The sequence below is a fragment of the Nocardiopsis sp. CA-288880 genome, assembly GCF_050955985.1.
Classification (GTDB): Bacteria; Actinomycetota; Actinomycetes; order Streptosporangiales; family Streptosporangiaceae; genus Nocardiopsis; species Nocardiopsis tropica.
In genome coordinates, this window is record NZ_CP192105.1 from 4,066,375 (window position 1) to 4,084,362 (window position 17,988).

General features: G+C 72.6%; 20 protein-coding genes and 1 pseudogene. 9 read left to right on the forward strand and 12 right to left on the reverse strand.

All coding sequences use genetic code 11. The features are described 5' to 3' along the window. Positions 1-129: 129 nt before the first annotated feature. Complete coding sequence (locus ACQPYD_RS17890; protein ID WP_433696739.1) at positions 130-348, forward strand: hypothetical protein; 219 nt, start codon at positions 130-132, stop codon at positions 346-348. Then, a complete protein-coding gene (locus ACQPYD_RS17895) occupies positions 338-562 on the forward strand; it encodes a hypothetical protein (protein ID WP_433696740.1) in 225 nt (74 codons plus the stop codon). The genes ACQPYD_RS17890 and ACQPYD_RS17895 overlap by 11 nt, the downstream gene beginning before the upstream one ends. Positions 563-643: 81 nt before the next feature. On the opposite strand, the gene ACQPYD_RS17900 is transcribed toward ACQPYD_RS17895, so the two are convergent. After that, positions 644-1,333, reverse strand: a complete 690-nt coding sequence (locus ACQPYD_RS17900; protein WP_433696741.1) for a nitroreductase — start codon at positions 1,331-1,333, stop codon at positions 644-646. A gap of 100 nt (positions 1,334-1,433) precedes the next feature. Between ACQPYD_RS17900 and ACQPYD_RS17905 the strand changes: the two genes are divergently transcribed. Next, positions 1,434-2,024: a TetR/AcrR family transcriptional regulator gene (locus tag ACQPYD_RS17905; protein ID WP_433696742.1), complete on the forward strand. Its 591-nt coding sequence runs from the start codon at positions 1,434-1,436 to the stop codon at positions 2,022-2,024. Positions 2,025-2,045: 21 nt separating this feature from the next. On the opposite strand, the gene ACQPYD_RS17910 is transcribed toward ACQPYD_RS17905, so the two are convergent. From ACQPYD_RS17910 to ACQPYD_RS17920, 3 genes are all read right to left on the reverse strand, one after another. Continuing rightward, a complete protein-coding gene (locus ACQPYD_RS17910) occupies positions 2,046-3,965 on the reverse strand; it encodes a S9 family peptidase (RefSeq protein ID WP_433696743.1) in 1,920 nt (639 codons plus the stop codon). A 136-nt stretch (positions 3,966-4,101) separates the two neighbouring features. After that, positions 4,102-4,842, reverse strand: coding sequence for a MerR family transcriptional regulator (locus ACQPYD_RS17915; protein WP_433696744.1), 741 nt, complete (start codon positions 4,840-4,842; stop codon positions 4,102-4,104). Then, positions 4,829-6,061 carry an MFS transporter gene (locus ACQPYD_RS17920; RefSeq protein ID WP_433696745.1) on the reverse strand — a complete coding sequence of 411 codons (1,233 nt, stop codon included), beginning with the start codon at positions 6,059-6,061 and terminating at the stop codon, positions 4,829-4,831. The genes ACQPYD_RS17915 and ACQPYD_RS17920 overlap by 14 nt, the downstream gene beginning before the upstream one ends. Before the next feature lie 239 nt (positions 6,062-6,300). Here ACQPYD_RS17920 and ACQPYD_RS17925 point away from each other — a divergent pair, with 239 nt between their 5' ends. Together ACQPYD_RS17925 and ACQPYD_RS17930 are read left to right on the forward strand one after the other, a co-directional pair. Next, positions 6,301-7,071, forward strand: a complete 771-nt coding sequence (locus ACQPYD_RS17925; RefSeq protein WP_433696746.1) for a hypothetical protein — start codon at positions 6,301-6,303, stop codon at positions 7,069-7,071. Positions 7,072-7,150: 79 nt separating this feature from the next. Next, entirely contained in the window at positions 7,151-7,558 is a 408-nt protein-coding gene (locus tag ACQPYD_RS17930) for an Imm32 family immunity protein (RefSeq protein WP_433696747.1), read from the forward strand. Here the strand turns inward: ACQPYD_RS17930 and ACQPYD_RS17935 are convergent. Then, positions 7,552-7,662, reverse strand: a pseudogene (locus tag ACQPYD_RS17935) (IS982 family transposase); the annotation flags it as partial. The gene ACQPYD_RS17930 and the pseudogene ACQPYD_RS17935 sit on opposite strands and share 7 nt — an antisense overlap. 598 nt (positions 7,663-8,260) lie before the next feature. On the opposite strand from ACQPYD_RS17935, the gene ACQPYD_RS17940 reads away from it, so the two are divergent. Genes ACQPYD_RS17940 through ACQPYD_RS17955 form a run of 4 tightly spaced genes read left to right on the forward strand, consistent with a single transcriptional unit; the run spans position 8,261 to position 11,014 of the window. After that, positions 8,261-9,226 carry a glycosyltransferase family 4 protein gene (locus ACQPYD_RS17940; protein WP_433696748.1) on the forward strand — a complete coding sequence of 322 codons (966 nt, stop codon included), beginning with the start codon at positions 8,261-8,263 and terminating at the stop codon, positions 9,224-9,226. Further along, a complete protein-coding gene (locus ACQPYD_RS17945; protein WP_433696749.1) occupies positions 9,223-10,065 on the forward strand; it encodes a 5'-3' exonuclease in 843 nt (280 codons plus the stop codon). The genes ACQPYD_RS17940 and ACQPYD_RS17945 overlap by 4 nt, the downstream gene beginning before the upstream one ends. Continuing rightward, a complete protein-coding gene (locus ACQPYD_RS17950) occupies positions 10,059-10,676 on the forward strand; it encodes a PIG-L deacetylase family protein (protein WP_433696750.1) in 618 nt (205 codons plus the stop codon). Before ACQPYD_RS17945 ends, ACQPYD_RS17950 begins: the two co-directional genes overlap by 7 nt. A 32-nt stretch (positions 10,677-10,708) precedes the next feature. Next, positions 10,709-11,014, forward strand: coding sequence for an aminotransferase class I/II-fold pyridoxal phosphate-dependent enzyme (locus ACQPYD_RS17955; protein ID WP_433696751.1), 306 nt, complete (start codon positions 10,709-10,711; stop codon positions 11,012-11,014). 341 nt (positions 11,015-11,355) lie between these two features. Here ACQPYD_RS17955 and ACQPYD_RS17960 read toward each other — a convergent pair whose 3' ends face one another. Genes ACQPYD_RS17960 through ACQPYD_RS17990 form a run of 7 tightly spaced genes read right to left on the reverse strand, consistent with a single transcriptional unit; the run spans position 11,356 to position 17,783 of the window. Further along, positions 11,356-12,081, reverse strand: coding sequence for a GIDE domain-containing protein (locus ACQPYD_RS17960; RefSeq protein WP_433696752.1), 726 nt, complete (start codon positions 12,079-12,081; stop codon positions 11,356-11,358). A gap of 55 nt (positions 12,082-12,136) precedes the next feature. Next, positions 12,137-12,490: a monovalent cation/H(+) antiporter subunit G gene (gene mnhG / locus ACQPYD_RS17965; RefSeq protein WP_433696753.1), complete on the reverse strand. Its 354-nt coding sequence runs from the start codon at positions 12,488-12,490 to the stop codon at positions 12,137-12,139. Then, positions 12,487-12,744 carry a monovalent cation/H+ antiporter complex subunit F gene (locus ACQPYD_RS17970; protein WP_267944781.1) on the reverse strand — a complete coding sequence of 86 codons (258 nt, stop codon included), beginning with the start codon at positions 12,742-12,744 and terminating at the stop codon, positions 12,487-12,489. The genes mnhG and ACQPYD_RS17970 overlap by 4 nt, the downstream gene beginning before the upstream one ends. Then, the gene (locus ACQPYD_RS17975) at positions 12,741-13,121 is read right to left on the reverse strand and encodes a Na+/H+ antiporter subunit E (RefSeq protein ID WP_355012420.1); all 381 of its coding nucleotides are present in this window, start codon (positions 13,119-13,121) and stop codon (positions 12,741-12,743) included. Before ACQPYD_RS17975 ends, ACQPYD_RS17970 begins: the two co-directional genes overlap by 4 nt. Next, positions 13,118-14,656, reverse strand: coding sequence for a monovalent cation/H+ antiporter subunit D family protein (locus ACQPYD_RS17980; RefSeq protein WP_433696754.1), 1,539 nt, complete (start codon positions 14,654-14,656; stop codon positions 13,118-13,120). Before ACQPYD_RS17980 ends, ACQPYD_RS17975 begins: the two co-directional genes overlap by 4 nt. After that, a complete protein-coding gene (locus ACQPYD_RS17985; RefSeq protein ID WP_433696755.1) occupies positions 14,653-14,961 on the reverse strand; it encodes a sodium:proton antiporter in 309 nt (102 codons plus the stop codon). Before ACQPYD_RS17985 ends, ACQPYD_RS17980 begins: the two co-directional genes overlap by 4 nt. After that, positions 14,958-17,783, reverse strand: a complete 2,826-nt coding sequence (locus tag ACQPYD_RS17990) for a DUF4040 family protein (RefSeq protein ID WP_433696756.1) — start codon at positions 17,781-17,783, stop codon at positions 14,958-14,960. The genes ACQPYD_RS17985 and ACQPYD_RS17990 overlap by 4 nt, the downstream gene beginning before the upstream one ends. Positions 17,784-17,988: the final 205 nt, after the last annotated feature.

The following is a 17,988-nucleotide window of genomic DNA, read 5'->3' on the forward strand; positions in this document are numbered from 1 at the left end:
ACGTCGAGTTCCACCACGGGGAGAAGTTCTGTGGCGAGTGCGGAGCAGCCCTGGACCCCGGGGGGGCGTGACCGCTCCGTTCACGGCACCACCGAGGACGGCATTCGTGAGCCCCCGGCCTCTCCTGAGGTGAAGAACCGTCTGACGGGTGACGTCTCGGGCTCGGCCCTGCAGATCGGCGTCGTCCACGGCGACGTCTCCGTCAGCGGGGGACCCGACGCCGACGTCGCACGCCAGGTCCTGGACATGCTCCTGACCGGCACCGCCCTACCGCCCGGAGTACGGGGACCGCAGTTGGCGGCGGTCGATCCCTTGGAGCGACCTGACCCAGGTCAGTGTGGTCGGTGAGGGGGGTGACGCCCGGCTCGTGGTCTGGCCCCGCAAGGACCGCCCGCTGAAGGTGGATGCCGAGAATCCTCGGCTGAAGGACTTCCAGGGCGGCAAGGTCGTGTACACGGCGAAGCAGATCGGCGTGCCGGACCTCCACAGCACCGAGCGTCTGCGCGGGGCGCTGCGGTGGTACGCCGACGAGCGCTGGGTCGAGCAGCACGCCGAACTGTGAGGACTCGATCCCCCGGGTTCACGGCGGGGCACGCCGATCGGTGATCGGCTTCGTGAGGCCCGGCCGACCGTGGCCGCCGCGTCAGTCGTGGAAGGTCGTGGTCTCCCCCAGCGCGGCCCGGCCGGTGCTGATGTGGTTCACCGGCGCGGTGTCGTCGGCGTATCCGAACGAGATCCCCACGAGCAGCTTCCCCGTGGTGACGCCGAGTTCGGCGCGTACGTCGTCGGCGTAGAAGCTCAGCAGACCCTGCGGGCAGCTGGCCACGCCGTAGGCGGTCATCGCCAGCAGCAGGGTCTGCATGTAGGCGCCGACGTCGGCGGCCAGGCGGGCGCTGTCCTCACCGGAGACGAAGAGGAACGCGACGTGGGGCGCTCCGTAGAACCGCAGGCTCTCGGCGTCGTACGCCGCGCGCGCCGTGTGGTCGTCGAAGCCGATGCCCAGCGTGCCGTAGAGCCGGCCGCCGAAGGCGGCCCGCCGCTCCTGCTGCGCCGGCGAGTGGATGTCGTCGCTGTAGGGGAAGTCGACCGAGGTGCGGCGCGCGGCGTGGGCTTCCTGGAGGGTTGCCGCCAGCCGGTCCCGTGCGGGGCCGCTGGCGACCTCCACCTGCCAGGGCTGTGCGTTGGAGTTGGACGGCGCCGCGGCGGCCAGCGAGAAGATCGCGCGCATCGTCTCCTCGGGCACGGGTTCGGGGCGGAAGGCGCGTGTCGCGCGCCGGCCGCGGATCAGCTTCTCCGCGTGGCTGCTCAGCTCGGTGTGTTCTGGGTGGTTCACGGGTGCTCCTCGACGGCGATCCAAGTAAACGGTTCCGTTTACTTGACGCCGATCATAGCGGCGCCCACGGTTCAGGTAAACGCATCCGTATACTTTGCGCATGACTGTGGCGAGTGGCACGACACGCAGGGGACGCGGGGCGAGGGAGCGCATCCTGGCCGCCGCATCCCGACTGTTCGCGAGCGGTGGGATCACCGCGACCAGCATGGAGCAGGTCGCGGCGGCGGCACCGGTCTCCAAGCGGACCCTCTACGCCCACTTCCCGACCAGGGACGAACTGGCCCTCGCCCATCTGCGGGCGCTCGTGGACTCGGGGGACACCATGGAGAGCGTGCTGCTCCGGGCGGACCTCGGCCCCCGCGAACGGCTCCTCCGCCTGTTCGACCAGCCCGGCGCGGACACGTCCGTGGTGCGCGGGTGCCCGTTCATCGACGCCGCGGCGGAGTTCCCCGACCCGGAGCACCCGGTCCACGCCTACGCACGCGAACAGAAACTGCGCATGCTGCGGCTGGTGGCCGCGCTGGTGGCGGAACTGGGGTGTCCCCGCCCCGACGCGCTCGCCGAGCAGCTGGTCACCCTCGCCGACGGGGCGGCCAGCCGCGCCATGGTCCTGAACCAGGGGGACTACGGCCGACACGGCCGGGCGGCCGCGGACGCCCTGCTGGAACAGGCCCTGGGAACTCCGCCGTGACCCGCGGTCGGCCGCTCCGGCTCAGGCGGTGGTCGAGGAGTGCCCGCCCAGGTGCCGGGCCAGGAAGCGTTCGAGCGTGCGGTACAGCTCGATGTTGCTGTCCGTGTTGACGAACCAGTGGCCCTCGGTCTCGTTCAGCAGGTACTCGACCTCGGCGCCGCGGGCGCGGAGCGCGTCGGCGACGCGGTCGGAGTGGCGGCGGGCGACACGGACGTCGTTGGCGCCGTGGATCAGCAGCACCGGCGCGGTGATGTCGTCGACCCGTCCGATGGGTGAGCGGGCGAGCATGTCGGCCTCCTGCCGGGGGTCGTCCGGGTCGCCGATGTAGCGCAGGTAGCTGTTCTCGACGGCGCGGCGGGCGAACGGGACGACCGACCGGACGAGGTCGGCGAGGTCGGACATCCCGGTGTAGCTGACCGCTGCGGCGAACCGGTCCGGGGTGAACGCGGCCCCGACGAGTGCGGCGTAGCCGCCGTAGGAGCAGCCGTAGATCGCGACCCGGTCCGGGTCGGTGATCCCCTGCTCGACCACCCGGTCGAGGGCGTCGATCAGGTCGTCGTGCATGCGCCCGGCGAACTGGCCGATCGCGGCCTGGGTGTGGGCCTTGCCGTAACCGGTGGAGCCGCGGAAGTCGACCTGCAGCACGGCGTAGCCGCGGTTGGCCAGCAGCTGCACCTCCGGGTCGTAGCACCAGCTGTCGCGGTACCACGGTCCGCCGTGCACCAGCAGCACGGTCGGCAGGCCGCGCGGCTCGACCCCGACCGGCAGGGTGAGGTGGCAGGGCAGGGAGAGGCCGTCGCGGGCGGTGACGGTGATCGGGGCGACCGGTGCGAGCCGGGCCGGGTCCAGGTGCGGGAACGGCCGGAACAGGCGGCGGGCCCGCCCCGTGGCGTGGTCGTAGAACCAGGTGACGCCGGGATCGCGGTCGTGGGTGAAGTCCACGACCCAGCGTTGCGCCGCGGCGTCGCAGGACACGTGGCCCAGGTCGCCGTCGGACAGCTCGGCCAGCCGCGGCAGCACCGCGGCGAAGTGCGTGTCGAGCGCGTGGATCTCCTGCCGGGCGCCGAGGTAGCGGGCGCCCAGGAGTTCTCCGGTGGCCGGGTGCAGGATCAGCGAGGACGGGAAGCGCGGGTCGGCCTCGGGGCGGGGAGTGTCCAGATCGAACACGGGGTGGCTGTCCACCCCGGTCTGCTCGCCGGTGTCCAGGTCGACCCGGACCAGGCGGGTGCGGTCCGAGCCGCGTGAGGAACCGATCCACAGTCCTCTCCCGTCCGGGGTGGGCGCGGCCGGGAGGACCCCGAAGAGGACGTCGGTGCCGGAGAACCGCGCGATCGGGCGCCGCTCACCCGTGGCCCACTCCGACAGCACGTGGTCGCCCCCCTCCTCCATGGTGAAGGCCAGCAGCCGGCCGGGGGTGCGCAGCCAGGAGAGGACGTCGCCGGGGCTCTCCGCGGCGGTGGTCAGGCTGCCGGTGGCCAGGTCGAGCTCGAAGAGGTCGATCAGGTCGGGTCGGCGCAGGTTGAGCTGCACGAACGCGGTGCCCGGCCGGTCCGGCGGGAGTTGCGCGCCGAGCAGCCGCACGCCTTCGAAGGGGGTCAGGTCGACCGCGGGCTCGTCTGGCCGGTACGGGTCGGCACGGTGCAGGTGCCAGTTCTCGTCGCCGTCGGCGTCCTGCTGGAACAGCAGGTAGCGGCCGTCCGCGGTCCAGTAGAAGGCGTCGATGTCGCGCCGGGTGTCGGAGGTGACGCGCCGGGCGTCCGGGGCGTGGGCGTCGTCGGGGGCGGTCCAGTCCGAGTCCAGGTCGCGGACGAACACGTTGAGCCGTCCGTGCCACGGGGCGAGGTAGGCGACCTTCGCGCCGTCCGGGGACAGCAGGGCCCGGCTACGGGCGGGCGGGCCGAAGAACTCTTCGACGGAGATCGGCTTCGAGGGAGCGGTCATGGCGGATCCTCGGGGTCGGTGGATGCGACGCCCCCGAGTCAAGACCCCGACGTCGCGTCGTACGCAAGCCCGCGGGAGATGTTCTGGGTCACGGTGCGCCTCGGGGCACGGACCGGTACGGGGCCGCGGAGCCGGGTCAGGCCCCGTCGGGCCGGGCCAGCCGCTGCTGGACCCGGCGCAGGACGCGGTGTTGCACGGGCCTGAGGTTCTGCCGGTTCAGTTCGTCCATCAGCTCTTCGGCCTGCGCGTCGAGCGGGGGCAGGCTGGCCAGGCGCTGCACCAGCGGCTCGAGGTGCGCGACCAGGTCGTCGATCAGCGAGGAGACCTCGTCGTCGGGGGTGTCGGGACCGAGGGCGTAGAAGCGCGCCGTCAGCGGCGCGGACGCGGCCGTGCCGCTGTCCGCCCCGCCGAACAGGGCGGCGAACCCCGCCGCGCCGTCCTCGCCGAGCAGGTGGCCGACCAGGACCAGCTGTTCGTGCTCGTAGCGGGCCATGTCCGCCGGCATCTCCACCGCCGGGCCGGTGCGCCATGCCGAGAGCTCCGGCGGCAGGTCGGGCGGGGCGCCGCTGCGGCGCAGCGCGGCGATGCCGGCCCGGCGGGCGACGAGCCGTTCGATCTCGGCGGCGGCCTGGCGGTCGAGCTCGTCGAGCAGCTCCTCCGCGGCCGCCGGATCGTCCAGCACCGCGGGGAGCGCGGACAGCGGTACGCCGAGTGCGGTCATCCTCGTGATGCGCAGGAGGCGGACGAGGTGGCCCACGTCGTAGTCCCGGTAGCCTCCGGCCGAGCGCGGCGGCTCGGGCAGCAGTCCGATCTGGTGGTAGTGGCGCAGCGTGCGGACGGTGACGCCGGCCAGCTCCGCGAGCTCACCGCTGAGCATGGGACAGCTCCTTCGGTTCCAGGTCGCGCAGGGCACGCGACACGATCACGGCCAGCAGCACGAGGATCCACACCCCGACGACGCCGACCCCGGCCAGGACCGGGGTCCCGTACTCCGCCACCACCCCGGCCAGACCGATCCCCGCCGGTGCGGCGACCATCAGCAGGGCGGTCTTGACGCTGAACACCCGCCCGCGTACCGCGCCGGCGGTCCGTTCGACCTGCAGCACCCCGATGACCGCTCCGACCACGGCGTTGCCCAAGCCCAGGGCCGCGGCGCCGGCGAGCACGACGGCCGGGGCCAGCAGGGAGGCCATCAGCAGGAAGCCGGCGGTGGTGACGACGAGCCCGGCCGCCAGCCATGTGCGCACGGGGAGCCGTCGGCCGACGGCACTGTAGAGCGCAGCGCCGCCCAGCATCCCGAGGGCCAGCGCGGTGAGGACGAGGCCGAGCAGGTCGGGGCGGTCGATGAGGTCGAAGTACAGCGGCATCACCAGGCCCTGCAGCCCGCCGAGCGCCACGGCCAGGCCGACGACCAGGCCCGAGGTGCCGAGCAGGAACCGGCTTCGCACCACCACCGCCATGCCTTCCCCGAGTTCGCGCAGGACCGACCGGCGAGGCGACCCGTCGGACTCGACCTCACCGAGCCGACGCGGCAGCGTCCGCGTCAGCAGCGCCGCGGCGGCCGAGGTCGCCGCGGTGATCCACAGTACGGAAGCGGCGTCGAAGGCGGCGAGCAGCACACCGGCCGCCGCCGGGCCGATCACCAGGGCGGCGGATGTCAGGGTCTGGCGCAGGCCGACGACCCGTGTCAGGTCGAGCCCGGCGTGCCGGGCCACCATCGGGGCCAGCACCTCGCGGGCCGTCGTCCCCGGCACGTCCCCGAACGAGCCCAGGACGCCCAGCACGATGAACCACGCCAGGTCCAGGCCCCACACCAGGTCGACCAGCGGCAGCGCGGCGACGGAGGCCGCGGAGATCAGGTCGGAGACCACCGAGGCCGTCCGCCGGTTGATCCGGTCGATCACCACCCCGCTGAGCAGCCCGACCAGCACGGCCGGGACCGCTGTCGCGGCCGCCAGCGCCGCCGTGCCCAGCGGGCTGCCGGTCGTCTGCAGCACGATCAGCGGCAGCGCGACCGCCGCGATGCCGTTGCCGAGCAGGCTCAGCAGGTGCGAGGCGAGGTAGGGGACGACGACGAGGGATTGTTTGAGCGGCATGCGACCAGGAAAGACCCGGACGCTGCGTCGGGGTCAAGGCGGTCACGACCGACGGGGCGGTGATCCCGGCCACCGGCCCCCGTCCGGGACGGACGCCGTGCTGGTCCCGCCACGACGGCGGAGGGCGCCGTCGCCGCGTGGCACGGAAGGCGGACCACGTCTGCCGCAGACCTCTCCGCGAAGGGCGGTTGAGTGCGCGTACTCATGCCGACGCGGACCCCGGCCCGCAGGATGGACCCATGACCTTCCGGCAGAAGCACACCCCCCTCTCCCCCGTCCTCGCCATGGCTGTCGGCGCCGTGGCTGTCATGGTCGCCACCACCGCGTGCGGGACCGCACAGGCGGTGGAGCCCAGCTCCTCCCCCGAGGAGTCGCTCCCCGAGCTGAACCCGGACGGCAGCGCGCCCTCCGAGCGCATGTCCCTGGAGGAGGCCGCACCGTTCCTGGAGGCTCAGGGCTACCTCCCCGCCGAGGGCGACCTCAGCGGCTACGAGATCGGCTACCTGCCCGACGCCGTGGAGGGCACCCCCTACGACCACGACGTCAACGCCTGGATGTCCCGGCAGCAGCAGGGGCAGGAGGAGGTCGTCCTGCCCGACGCCGAGGAGGTCGAGCGGTCCTGGCTGCCCGACACCGTGGATGTGGACCACCTCGTCGACGACGACGGCCGGGTCCTTCCCGAGCGCGAGGTGTTCGCCCCCTCCGACGTGTACGTCACGGTCCGCCGGCACGCGGACTTCACGGACGTGGACGCCTACCTGGAGCCTGACGCCGAGGGCGGCACCACCCTCGAGGAGGCACTGCCCGGAGGCGGCGTCCGGGAGCTCCCGGACGGCACCGGCCACTACAACGGGGCCGGGGCGCTCTTCTCCCCCGAACCCGGCGTGGTGGTCGAGGTCTCCTACATGGACGACACCGTCATGGACGAGCTCCTGGAGAGCCCCGACGGCACCGTGGAGGGCCACCCCGAGGAGGTCCTGCTCATCGTGGAGGGCATCGGGCCCGTCTAGACGAGTAGATCCGAAGTGCCCGATGGCGTTCACCGGCCGGCAGGCATCATAGGAGTCCGACCTCGAGGGAGTGCTGCCAGTGATACTCAACTGGACCACCGTGTGCGACGAAGTGGATCTCACGGCGTCGGCGGAAGAGCTGAACCGTCTGGCAGATGCGGTCGCCGAGGGCGAGGGGCTGCTCGGCTCCACGGCGCCGACCGCTGACGCCCTGGCGGGGGTCGAGGTCAAGAAGACTCCCGGCCCCGGGGTCCTCATCCACCTTGATTCCGAGCGGCAGATCCTCATGATCAGCGGCGACGCCGCAGGGAGGGCGGTGCTCGCGGACAATGTGCGCGACATGGCCTCCGCCGAGGACGGAGGACACCTCCACATCGACTACTACCCCGGGCACTTCTACCTCGCGGAAGGATCTGTGCCGTTGGTGGTCAACAGTCCGCACGGAGGCATGCCGACCCGATGGAGCGGGGGCCGCCGCGATCAGTGATCGCAGGCGACCAGCGACCTGGTGACCGGTGCACCGATCTTGTTGTGGTGCCAGATGCCGGCCGCCATCGCCAGGACGCGCCGGGCAACCCGGACGGCGACGCCCCCGAAAGGCGCAAGCGCCGAGCGGAGTCGCTTGTTGCCGCCCGCCCGCTGCGGCGGATACGGGAACATGCTCCACAGGTGCTTGTTCGCGTAGCCCAGCCGACGAGCCTCAGGGCGGAAGCCGGGCAAAGCCTGTGCCACCGCCAGACAGAAGGGGTCGGAGTCGCTGAACGGCGGTGGCCTGCCGAGGCATCGGGTTCCCCCGATCCCGTCGTCGATCCTCACCTACAGTGCGGTCAAGAGGATGCTCAGGTCTGTCGCCACACACGGACCATGGACACCCTCGCCCCTTTGACGGGCCCGAACTTCGGATCTACTCGTCCAGGCACGGTTCCCCCGGAGGCCCAGCCGGGGACGGTCGGCCTGTCGGCGGCTTCGGGGGGACGCCGGCGCAAGCCGGGCGCCCGGCGCGGTTTCTCGTCCGGACGCCCCCGGGCCCCGAACAGTCGGTCGAGGATCGAGCCACCGGGGGCTCAGCGCTGGCGACGGTTCCGGGAAACCTGCCGTGCGCAGAGGACCCTGTCGCCCTCTCCGGGAGACACCGCACATACTTCTCCGCCTGTTCGACCGGTCCGGGACGGATCAGTGGTGCGACCCGGTGCTCAAAGACGCCACGACACGGATCCTGCTCTTGGATCCGGTTGGGAGCAGCAAGACCCACCACGCCTACACCATGTTCAAACGGATCCTGGACGCCGGACACCGTGAACTGGGCACGGTGTTCACCGCCCACGGGGTGGACACGGTGGTCTATGTCGACGCCCTGTGGGGCATGGGGCGGGCCATGGCCGACCACCCGGCGCGTCACGTCCTGGCGGTGCACGTGGTGGGGCACGACGAAGACCTCGCGCCGGCCCTCGCGGCGGCCGACGCCGTCATCGCCCCCTCCCCCACCGTGCTCCGCCAGGCCACCGAACGCGGGTACCGGACCGGGGACTGGAAGGTGGTGCCCAACAGCCTGCACCGGGAGCCCCCGTCCGCGCCGTCGCCCGCTCGGGTCGAGGAACGGCGCACCCGGGGTCCGGTGCGCGTGCTCGCGCGCCTGGGTCCGGAGAAGGGGGTCGACCGCCTGTTGGCCGCACCGGCTCCCCGCGGGCACAGGGTCGACATCGCCCTGGCGCCCGCTCCCTTCGCCTCCTCCGCTGGAGCCCAACAGCGGCTCCTGGACACGTGCCGACGCCTGGCCGCTCGCCAACCGCAGGTCCGTGTGGTCGGTGGCGTGCGGTGGGAGCGGGTCCCGGTGTGGTTGGGTCAGGCCGGGGTCGTGATCGTGCCCTCCCTCCAGGAGACCTTCGGCCTGGTCGCTCTGGAGGCCATGAGCGTCGGGGTTCCCGTCGTGGCCCACGACGTGGGCCACCTGCCCGACCTCATCGGCGCCGAAGAGACAGCCGGGGACGTCCTCGTGCCCCTCGGCCGTGGCGCGGAGGGTTTGTGGGAAGCCGCCCGCGACCTGCTCGCGAATCCGGTAACGTACCGTGCCAGAGCACAGGCTGCGTACTACCGCGCGCGGGACTTCCGGCCGTCCACCGTCGCCCAGTCATGCCTGAAAGCGGTACCCCGATGACGAACACGCCCCTGCTCCTGGTCGACGGCCACAACCTGTTGTGGCGCGCGGCCTTCGGCTTCCCCGCCGAGATCCGCTCCCGTGACAAGAGCCGCGACCTGACCGCCGTCTTCGGGTTCTTCGCCCTGCTGCGTGTGGCGATCCGCGACGAGTTCACCGACCTGCCTGAGGTGCTGGTGGTGTTCGACGGCGAGCACGGCAGCGACGACCGCAAGCAGGACGACGCCGACTACAAGGCCAACCGCCCCGCCGACGATGAGGCCCTCACACCGATCCTGGCCCTGCCGCACGTCAAGCAGGGCCTGGACCTGCACGGCATCGCGTGGGTCGAGGTCGAGGACGCCGAGGCAGACGACGTCATCGCCACCCTGGTGCACCTGGATCCGCAACGGCCGACCCGGATCTTCTCCACCGACCGCGACTACTACCAGTTGCTCACCGACCAGGTGCAGGTGCTCAACACCTGCATGCACCCCGGCAAACGCCACATCGGCCCCGCCCAGGTGAGCGAACGGTACGGCATCAGCCCCGCGCAGTGGGCGTCCTTGCGTGCCCTGAGCGGGGACAAGAGCGACAACATCCCCGGCGTCACCGGCATCGGGGACAAGACCGCCGCCAGACTTCTGGCCAACGGCGCCCAGGTCCAGGACCTGCCCGCCTCGGGCAGGCTCACCGGCCGGGCCGGGGAGCGTGTCCGCGCCCAGTGGGAGCAGCTGCTCACCTGGCACCGGATGATCACCATGGACACCTCCGTCCCCCTCCCGGCCAAACCCTCCAACGCTCCGTCTCCTCTGCTTCCCGCACCCGCTGCGGTCGTGGAGGAGCTGGAGCTGTGGTGAGGCCGCCCGGGTCGGTGATGACGGTCATGGCCCACCCCGACGACGCCGAACTGTGGGCCGGAGGGTACCTGGCCCTGTGCGCCCGCACCGGTTCCCAGGTCACCGTCGCCCTGCCCCGCCATGACCCCGAACGCGACGCCGAGGCCGAGGCCGGGGCCGCCATGCTCGGCGCGCGGGTGAGGTTGCTCGACCACGCCGACCGTGCAGGCCTGGCCGCCCTTCTGGAGCAGGAGCGGCCCGAGGTGGTCATCACGCACCCGGTGCGCGATGTCCACCCCGACCACCGCCGTGTGGCCGAGGCGCTGCTCGAAGCGCTTCCTGAGGTGGTGATCTCCACGGGGCACCCCCGACGCGTCTACACCGCCGACTCCTACAACGGGCTCACCCTGGACGGTGCGATCGCCCCGTCGACCATGGTCGACGTCAGTGACACCTTCGAGACCAAGATGCGGGCCCTCGCGCAGCACCGGTCCCAACCGATCACCGAGCACTTCGGCCCCATGGCCAGCACCCTCGCGCGCTTGTGGGGCGGGCGGATCGGTGTGACGCACGCGGAGAACTACACGCCGCTGCCCGTCCTGGGACGCCTCACCCACGCCACCCACCTGTAATCGTTCCCCCGCGAACCACACAGGAGTTCCGCATGCCCGGACCCGGCTCTGCCGTGTACCAGTACAGCACCCTGACCTCCTCTGCCCAGGCCGCCACTGCCCAGGCCCTGCTCGCCTCCGGCACGCTCGGCTCGATCGGCGGCCACCACCTCCAACAGCTCGAAGCCCGCGTGGCCGACCTGACCGGCCGCGCCGGGGCGATGTCCTGCGCCAGCGCCTCCGCCGCCCTCGAACTCACCCTGCGCGCTCTGGATCTGGGGCCGGGCGATGAGGTGATCGTTCCCGAGGTGGCGTGGGTGTGGGGTGCCTCGAAGCTTCCGGGCAACGCCGTGTGCTGAGCAAGCGCGTCGAGCAGGCGCAGTTCGACCTGAGGAACCACTCCTACGAAACCACGCATCTGACGGAGGTCTGCGACAAGGCCGCCAGGGCACTCACGCGCCATCTCGGGCACGGACGGTGACAGATGGAAGGGGCCCCGACGCGCCGACCCCGGTACGACACGTCAAGACCCCTCCCGGTTGCCCACGGGTTACTCGTCCTGTTGCTGGGGGTTCAGGAGAACCAGGCCTGCGAGCACGTGCCGGAACTGTCCGGCGGCCGAGCCACGATCCAGACCCTGTAACTGCTGACGGGTTGCTTTACGGCTCGCCGTCGCTTCGGCTGCGGGAACCAGGCCTTCTCAGGTGAGGACGAGCCACACGAACCCCGTCAGCGACACCGCGAAGGCCAGGGCCGTGAAGAGGATCGTCATCCGCTGGGCGTCCCTGAACTCGGGCGCGGGGCGGGTGGAGACGAGCATCGTGTCCTCCTCGGTGGAGCGGATCACGGTCCTGCCGTCCCTGCGCGCGACCGTCCCGTGCACCAGCAGCCGGGTCCCCGGGGCGATGGCCCACTCCAGGAAGACGCGCCCGCTGTCGGGGGCGACGTGTTCGGCGTGCGGGGTCCCGCCCCCTCCCCCTTCCCCCGGCTCGAAGGACTCGTGGGTGGGGGGCAGCCGGTCCCCCGCGGCGCGGTCCGGTTCGCACAGCACCGCGCCGGTCCGGTCGCGCAGGGCGAACGGGGTGCGGCTCTGCCTGGAGTAGAGCAGGGAGTGGCGGATTCTCTCGTGGTAGGTGTCGGGGTTGGGGCTGCGGTCCCACACCTCGATGCGGAACCACACGCAGGAGACCCCCGAGTACGGCGCGGTGAGCAGGCCGTCGGGGCCCGTCTCGGCGTTGCCGTCGACCGCGACCTCGGTCCCGGGCGCGGGCAGGTCGCGCAGGGGCGGGGCGTGCGCCTGCTCCAGGGTGCGCAGCCGGGTGTGGGCCCGGTGCGCGACCCGGAGCAGCAGCCCGGTGACCGCCGTGGCCACGAGGGCGAGGACCTGCAGCGAGGTGCGGACCTCGCCCACCAGCATGTCGTCCATGAGTGTCCTCCCTCCCCCACCCCGGCGGTGGGCCGCCGGGGCGGGGCGGTCCCGGTCAGTCCTGTTCGCGGTGCGGCGCCCGGTCGGCCTCGGCGAGGGCGTCGCGCCGGGTGCGCGGGGCGGCGGGGGTGCCGGCCAGGTAGCCGGCGCGGGCCAGGGCGTTGCCTCCGACGGCGGCGGTGGCCAGCTGCACGAGCAGGGCCAGGCCGATCTTGACGGCGTTCTCCACCGTGGGGAACCACAGCAGGAGTCCGAGCAGGAGCAGCGGCGTGCCCAGCCCGGCCGCGATCGAGACCCCGTGCAGGCGGGCGTAGAAGTCGTCTAGGCGCACCAGGCCCCAGGCTCCGACGGCGAAGACGGCCGCGCCGGCCAGGACGCAGAGGAGGGCGAGTCCTTCGAGGGGGGTCATCGTTTGCCTCCGGAGACGAGTCGGGCCAGGGACAGGGCGGCGAGGAACCCGATGAGGGCGCACACCAGGACGAGGTCGACCACCGCGGCGGAGTCCAGGCGCAGGCCCAGGACGATGACGATGCCGACGAACCCGAGGAAGACGATGTCGGATCCGGCGGCCCGGTCGGCCTGGTGGGGGCCGGTGAGGATCCGGTGGACGGCGGCCACCATGGCGGCTCCGAGGAGCAGCAGGGCGATGTCGAGCGGGTTCAACGGTGCTCCTCTCCCGCGGTGGTGCGCGGGTGCGTGTCCCGGGGGCGTGTGATGGCGAGCAGGTAGTCCTCCATCTGGCGGATGTCGTCGTGGAAGGCCTGTTCGTCGGCGGTGTACAGGCCGTGGACCCACAGCGTGGGCGGGTCCGTGCGCGTGGCCACGGTGACGGTGCCGGGGGTCAGGGAGACCATGTTGGCGATGGCGGTGATCTCCGTGTCGGTGCGGCAGCGCAGCGGCACCTCCAGGAAGGCGGGCGTCGCCGAGCTGCCGGGGGTGAGGATGTCCCGGGCGACCTGGAACGAGGAGGTCACCACCCGGGTTCCGTAGAAGAAGGGGAACCACGCGATGCGCGCGGCCCTGCGCAGCAGGCCGTTCATCGGTTCGTCACCGCCTCGACGTAGGCAGAGGTGTCCAGCAGGTGGGCGGCGGCCTGTGCGCTCAGGTCGAGCAGGGCCTGGGCTCCGAGGCCGACGCAGAGGGTCACCGCGGTCAGGGCCACGGCCGGCAGGACCAGTCCGGTCCTGATCCGGGCCGGGGCCCGGGTGGCGGCCGGGGCGGCGGTGGCGGTGCCGCCGGCGGTTTCGGGCGCCTGCGCCGGTTCGGGCTCCGGTGCGGGCCCGGCCCCGGGCGGCGGGCCCCAGAAGACCGAGCCCCAGATCTTGAGCATCGACATCAGCGTGATGAGGCTGACGGCGACGGCGATCGCGGCGACGGTCCACTGCCCGGCGTCCAGGGCCGCGGCGACCAGGGTGAGCTTGGCGACGAACCCGGAGAAGGGCGGCAGCCCGGCCAGGGACAGGGCCGCGCCCAGGAAGGCCAGGGCCAGCAGGGGTTGCCCGCGGGCCGCGCCGCGCAGCCGTTCCAGGTCACCGGTGCCGTGGACGTGCTCGATCGCGCCGGTGGACAGGAACAGGGAGGCCTTGACCACCATGTGGTGGACGAGGTAGAAGATCCCGGCCATGAGGCCGAGTTCGGTGAACAGGGCGACGCCGAGCAGGATGTAGCCGATCTGGCTGACCATGTGGAAGACCAGGATCGAGCGGGTGGTGGTCTCGCCGACCGCGCCCAGGACGCCGACGGCCATGGTCGCGGTGAACACGACCAGGCCGATCCACAGCAGTGAGGCCTCGCCGTCGAAGACGAGGGCGTACAGGCGGTAGACGACGTAGATGGCGACCTTGGTGTGCAGGCCGGAGAACAGGGCGGTCACGGCCGGGGAGGGCGCGGTGTAGGTGCGCACCAGCCATCCGTGCACCGGGACGACGGCGGCCTTGACCGTCATCGCCAGCAGGACCAGGCCCATGGCGACGGCGACCACGGGCGAGTCCTGGGCGGCGCCGGCGAGTTCGCCCAGGTGGACGGTCCCGGCGGTGCCGTACACCAGGGCGACGCCGGCGAGGAAGACGGTGGAGGTGAGCAGGTTGGCGGTGACGTAGGTGCGTCCGCCGCGCAGGCCGTGCAGGGTTCCGGCGATGGCCATCAGCCCGTAGGAGGGCAGCAGCATCACCTCGACGAAGACGAACAGGTTGAACAGGTCGGCGGTGAGCAGCGCCCCGTAGACGCCGGCCGAGAGCACCAGGACCAGCGGGGCGAAGAAGCGGCGTCCGGCCTCGCCGGTGGCGATGGCGAAGGCCGAGCACACCAGGACGAGCAGGGCCGTGGTGGTGACCATCAGGGCGCTGAAGGTGTCGGCGACGAACGGGATGGCGACCCCGGCGGGCCACAGGCCCACCTGGTGGGCGTACACCTGTCCGTCCCGGGTGGCCGCGAGCAGGGCCAGTCCGGCGGCGAGCGCGCCGGCGCTGGTGCCCAGGAACAGGGACCGGGCGACCCGTCCGGCGGGCAGGACGGTCAGCAGGGCGGCGCCGAGCAGGGGCGCCGCGACCAGGAGCGGGAGGAGCACGGTGTTCATGAGGCGTCCTCGGTGTCGTCGCCCTTGCCGGTGGCGGCGAGGGTGAGCATGTAGATGGTGATGGAGAAGGCGATGACGATGGCGGTCAGGACGAACGCCTGCGGCAGCGGGTCGGCCAGGGCTTCCCCGCCTCCCCCGGCGAGGAGGGGCGCCTCCCTTCGGGAGACACCGCCGGCGGACATCAGCAGGAGGTTGACGCCGTGGCTGAGCAGGACGAAGCCCAGGACGATGCGGACCATGCCGCGTTGCAGGATGAGGTAGACGGCTCCGGCGATCAGGACGCCGATGGTGATGGCCAGGGTCATCGTGTGCCTCCGGTGGCCGTGTCGTGTCGTTCGGGAGCGGCGGTGCGTTCGGGCGCGGCTCCGGTGCGCGGCAGGCCGAGCTGGTTGAGGGCGGTCAGGATCACGCCGACCACGGCCAGGTAGACGCCGACGTCGAAGACGAGCGCGCTGGTGAAGTGGTAGTGGCCGCCCCACGGCAGCGGGATGTCCGCGTGCAGGGGCCGCAGGAAGGAGCCGTCGGCGAGGCCGAGCAGCCCGGAGGCCACGGCGGTGACCACCCCGGCGGCGATGAAGGCCGGGTAGGCCAGGCGGATGCGCGCCACGGAGGCGCTGGGCGCCACCAGGTAGGCCAGGGCGAAGGCCGAGCCGCCGACCAGTCCGCCGATGAACCCGCCCCCGGGCGCGTTGTGTCCGCGCAGGAGCAGGTAGGCGGACCAGACCAGGAGCAGCGGGATCAGCACGCGGGCGACGGTGCGCATGATGACGGTGTTGGCGTCGGCGTCCCGGACCGGGTTGGTGCGTCCCACCGTCGGCCGGGGCCCGTCGTTGGCGGTGAGCCCCGAGGAGTGCAGGACGGCGATGATGATGAGCCCGGCCACGCCCAGGACGGTGAGCTCGCCCAGGGTGTCCAGGGCCCGGTAGTCGACCAGGATGGTGTTGACGACGTTGGTGCCGCCGGTGTCGGCGGGCGCGTTCTCCAACAGGTGGGTGCTCACCGCCGAGGGTTCCCGGCGTCCGGTGAGCAGGTAGGCGCCCAGCCCCGCGGCCGTGCCCGCGGCGAGGGCGATCAGCGCGGTGGCGGCGGTGCGCGAGGGGCGGGCGCGGTGGAACCGGTCCGGCAGCCGGCGCAGGACCAGGACGGCCACGACCACGGTCAGGATCTCCACCAGGAGCTGGGTGAGGGCCACGTCGACGGCGCCCAGGAACAGGAACCAGAGGGCGACGGCGAACCCCGCGACTCCGGTCAGGGCCAGGGCCGCCAGCCGGGACCGGGTCACCACGGCGGTGAGCACCGAGACGGCCACGAGGGCGACCATCATCCAGTCGAGGGGCCGGGAGGTCCCGTCCGCCGGCGTCCCGTAGTCCGGGCCCAGGACGGCCACCGCGGCGGCGAACACGATGATCAGGACGAACGGCACGGCCAGGTGCCGGGCCGGTGTGTCGCTGCGGGTCGGGTCGCCGGTGCGCGCGCCCAGGGCGATGAGTCCGGCGTGGACGCGCTCGAAGGCGCCCGTGCCCGTCACCGGGAGCCGCAGCCGGGAGGACGCGGGGTCCCGAACGGTGGCGCCCCAGGCCACGAGGGCTCCGAGGAGCAGGGCGGCCGCCGACATCGCCAGGGCCGGGTTGACGCCGTGCCACAGGGCCAGGTGCGCCTGCGCCTGTTCGCCTGTGGCGTCGGCCGCGGCGCGTTCGGCCATGGGGTTCAGCAGCGGCGCCGCCAGGCCCAGGATCAGGCCGGCCAGGGCGGCGGTGGCCGGGGCGGCCAGGAAGAGGGCGCCCGCCTCCCGGGGCCGGTCCGGACCCGGGTGGCGCACCCGGGCTCCGCCGAAGGTCCCGTACACGAACCGGAAGGCGTAGGCGACGGTCAGCGCCGCGGCCAGGACCGCCGTCACGGCGGCGAGCGGGCCGAGCCAGGCGGGACCGGGCGTGTGCAGCAGGGCCTCGAAGAGGTTCTCCTTGCTGACGAACCCCAGCAGGGGCGGCACCCCCGCCATGGACAGCGCGGCCAGCGCGCTGACCGTCGCGGTCACGGGCATGGCGCGCCGGAGGCCGCCGAGTTCGCGCAGGTCCCGGGTGCCGGTCTGGTGGTCGACGACGCCGACCGCCATGAACAGCGTCGCCTTGAACAGGGCGTGGGCCAGGGTGTGGACGGCGGCGGCGATGAGCGCCTGGGTGGTGCCCACGCCGATGACGGCGATGAGGAAGCCGAGCTGGCTGACGGTGGAGTAGGCGGTGAGCTTCTTGAGGTCGTGGCTGCGCAGGGCGAGCAGCGCCCCGAGGAGGGCGGTGGCCAGGCCCGCCAGGAGCAGGGTGGTGCCCCACACGGCCGTGTCGGCGAAGGCCGGGGAGAACCGCATCGCCAGGTAGACGCCGGCCTTGACCATGGCGGCGGCGTGCAGGTAGGCGCTGACCGGGGTGCTGGCGGCCATGGCGTCGGGGAGCCAGTAGTGGAAGGGGAACTGGGCGGACTTGGTGAACACCGCGACGATGACCAGCACCGCGACCGCGGTGGTGAAGCCGGTGTCCTGGGTCCAGGACAGGTCGCCCAGGATGGCGCTGAGCCGGGTGGTGCCGGTGCGCACCCACAGCAGCACGACCGCCGCGAGCAGGGCGAGTCCGCCCAGTGCGGTGAGCAGGAAGGTGCGCACCGCGGGCCGGGACGCCGAGGGGCCCGACAGGCCGATCAGGTAGAAGGAGCAGATCGTGGTCAGCTCCCAGAAGACGAACAGCAGGACGATGTCGTCGGCCAGCACCAGCCCCGTCATCGCCAGGGCGAAGGCGCTCATCAGCACGTAGAAACCGGTGCGGCGCCCGGGCGGGAAGTAGCGGGCGGAGTAGGCCATGACCAGCGCGCCCACGCCCAGGACCAGGACGCAGAACAGCCAGGCCAGGCCGTCCATGCGCAGGGACAGCCCGATGCCCAGGGCGGGCATCCAGGGCAGGGAGGCCTCCAGCGCCGGGCCCCCGTTCCAGAGGTCGGGACCGCGGGCCAGGACCGGGACGGTGAGCAGGGCGAACACCGCGGCCAGGGGCCACCCGGTGGCACGGCCCAGCAGGCGGTCGAGCACGGGAACGGACAGGACGGTCACTGTGAGTACAGCAAGGAGGAGGAGCAGCGGCACGCCGCGTCCTTTCACGGTTCCTCGCCGGTCCCCGGGCATGCTGGCGCACACCGGGGGGCGGTCGTGCCCACGGGCACGGGACCACCGGCGATCAGGGAGCGAGGATGGTGTGGGGCACTCCGGGAGTGCCGCGCGAGCGACCGGGACGGGGCAGGCCCGTGCTACCCGCTACGGGCGTGCGCGGCCCGGGTACGCCGAAGCGGCC

Excerpts from the sequence above, each read along its gene's own strand:
- ACQPYD_RS17905 (WP_433696742.1), top strand. The coding sequence starts at position 1,434 with ATGACTGTGGCGAGTGGCACGACACGCAGGGGACGCGGGGCGAGGGAG.
- ACQPYD_RS17910 (WP_433696743.1), bottom strand. The coding sequence starts at position 3,965 with ATGACCGCTCCCTCGAAGCCGATCTCCGTCGAAGAGTTCTTCGGCCCG.
- ACQPYD_RS17915 (WP_433696744.1), bottom strand. The coding sequence starts at position 4,842 with ATGCTCAGCGGTGAGCTCGCGGAGCTGGCCGGCGTCACCGTCCGCACG.
- ACQPYD_RS17920 (WP_433696745.1), bottom strand. The coding sequence starts at position 6,061 with ATGCCGCTCAAACAATCCCTCGTCGTCGTCCCCTACCTCGCCTCGCAC.
- ACQPYD_RS17925 (WP_433696746.1), top strand. The coding sequence starts at position 6,301 with ATGACCTTCCGGCAGAAGCACACCCCCCTCTCCCCCGTCCTCGCCATG.
- ACQPYD_RS17945 (WP_433696749.1), top strand. The coding sequence starts at position 9,223 with ATGACGAACACGCCCCTGCTCCTGGTCGACGGCCACAACCTGTTGTGG.
- ACQPYD_RS17955 (WP_433696751.1), top strand. The coding sequence starts at position 10,709 with ATGCCCGGACCCGGCTCTGCCGTGTACCAGTACAGCACCCTGACCTCC.
- ACQPYD_RS17960 (WP_433696752.1), bottom strand. The coding sequence starts at position 12,081 with ATGGACGACATGCTGGTGGGCGAGGTCCGCACCTCGCTGCAGGTCCTC.
- mnhG (WP_433696753.1), bottom strand. The coding sequence starts at position 12,490 with ATGACCCCCCTCGAAGGACTCGCCCTCCTCTGCGTCCTGGCCGGCGCG.
- ACQPYD_RS17975 (WP_355012420.1), bottom strand. The coding sequence starts at position 13,121 with ATGAACGGCCTGCTGCGCAGGGCCGCGCGCATCGCGTGGTTCCCCTTC.
- ACQPYD_RS17980 (WP_433696754.1), bottom strand. The coding sequence starts at position 14,656 with ATGAACACCGTGCTCCTCCCGCTCCTGGTCGCGGCGCCCCTGCTCGGC.
- ACQPYD_RS17985 (WP_433696755.1), bottom strand. The coding sequence starts at position 14,961 with ATGACCCTGGCCATCACCATCGGCGTCCTGATCGCCGGAGCCGTCTAC.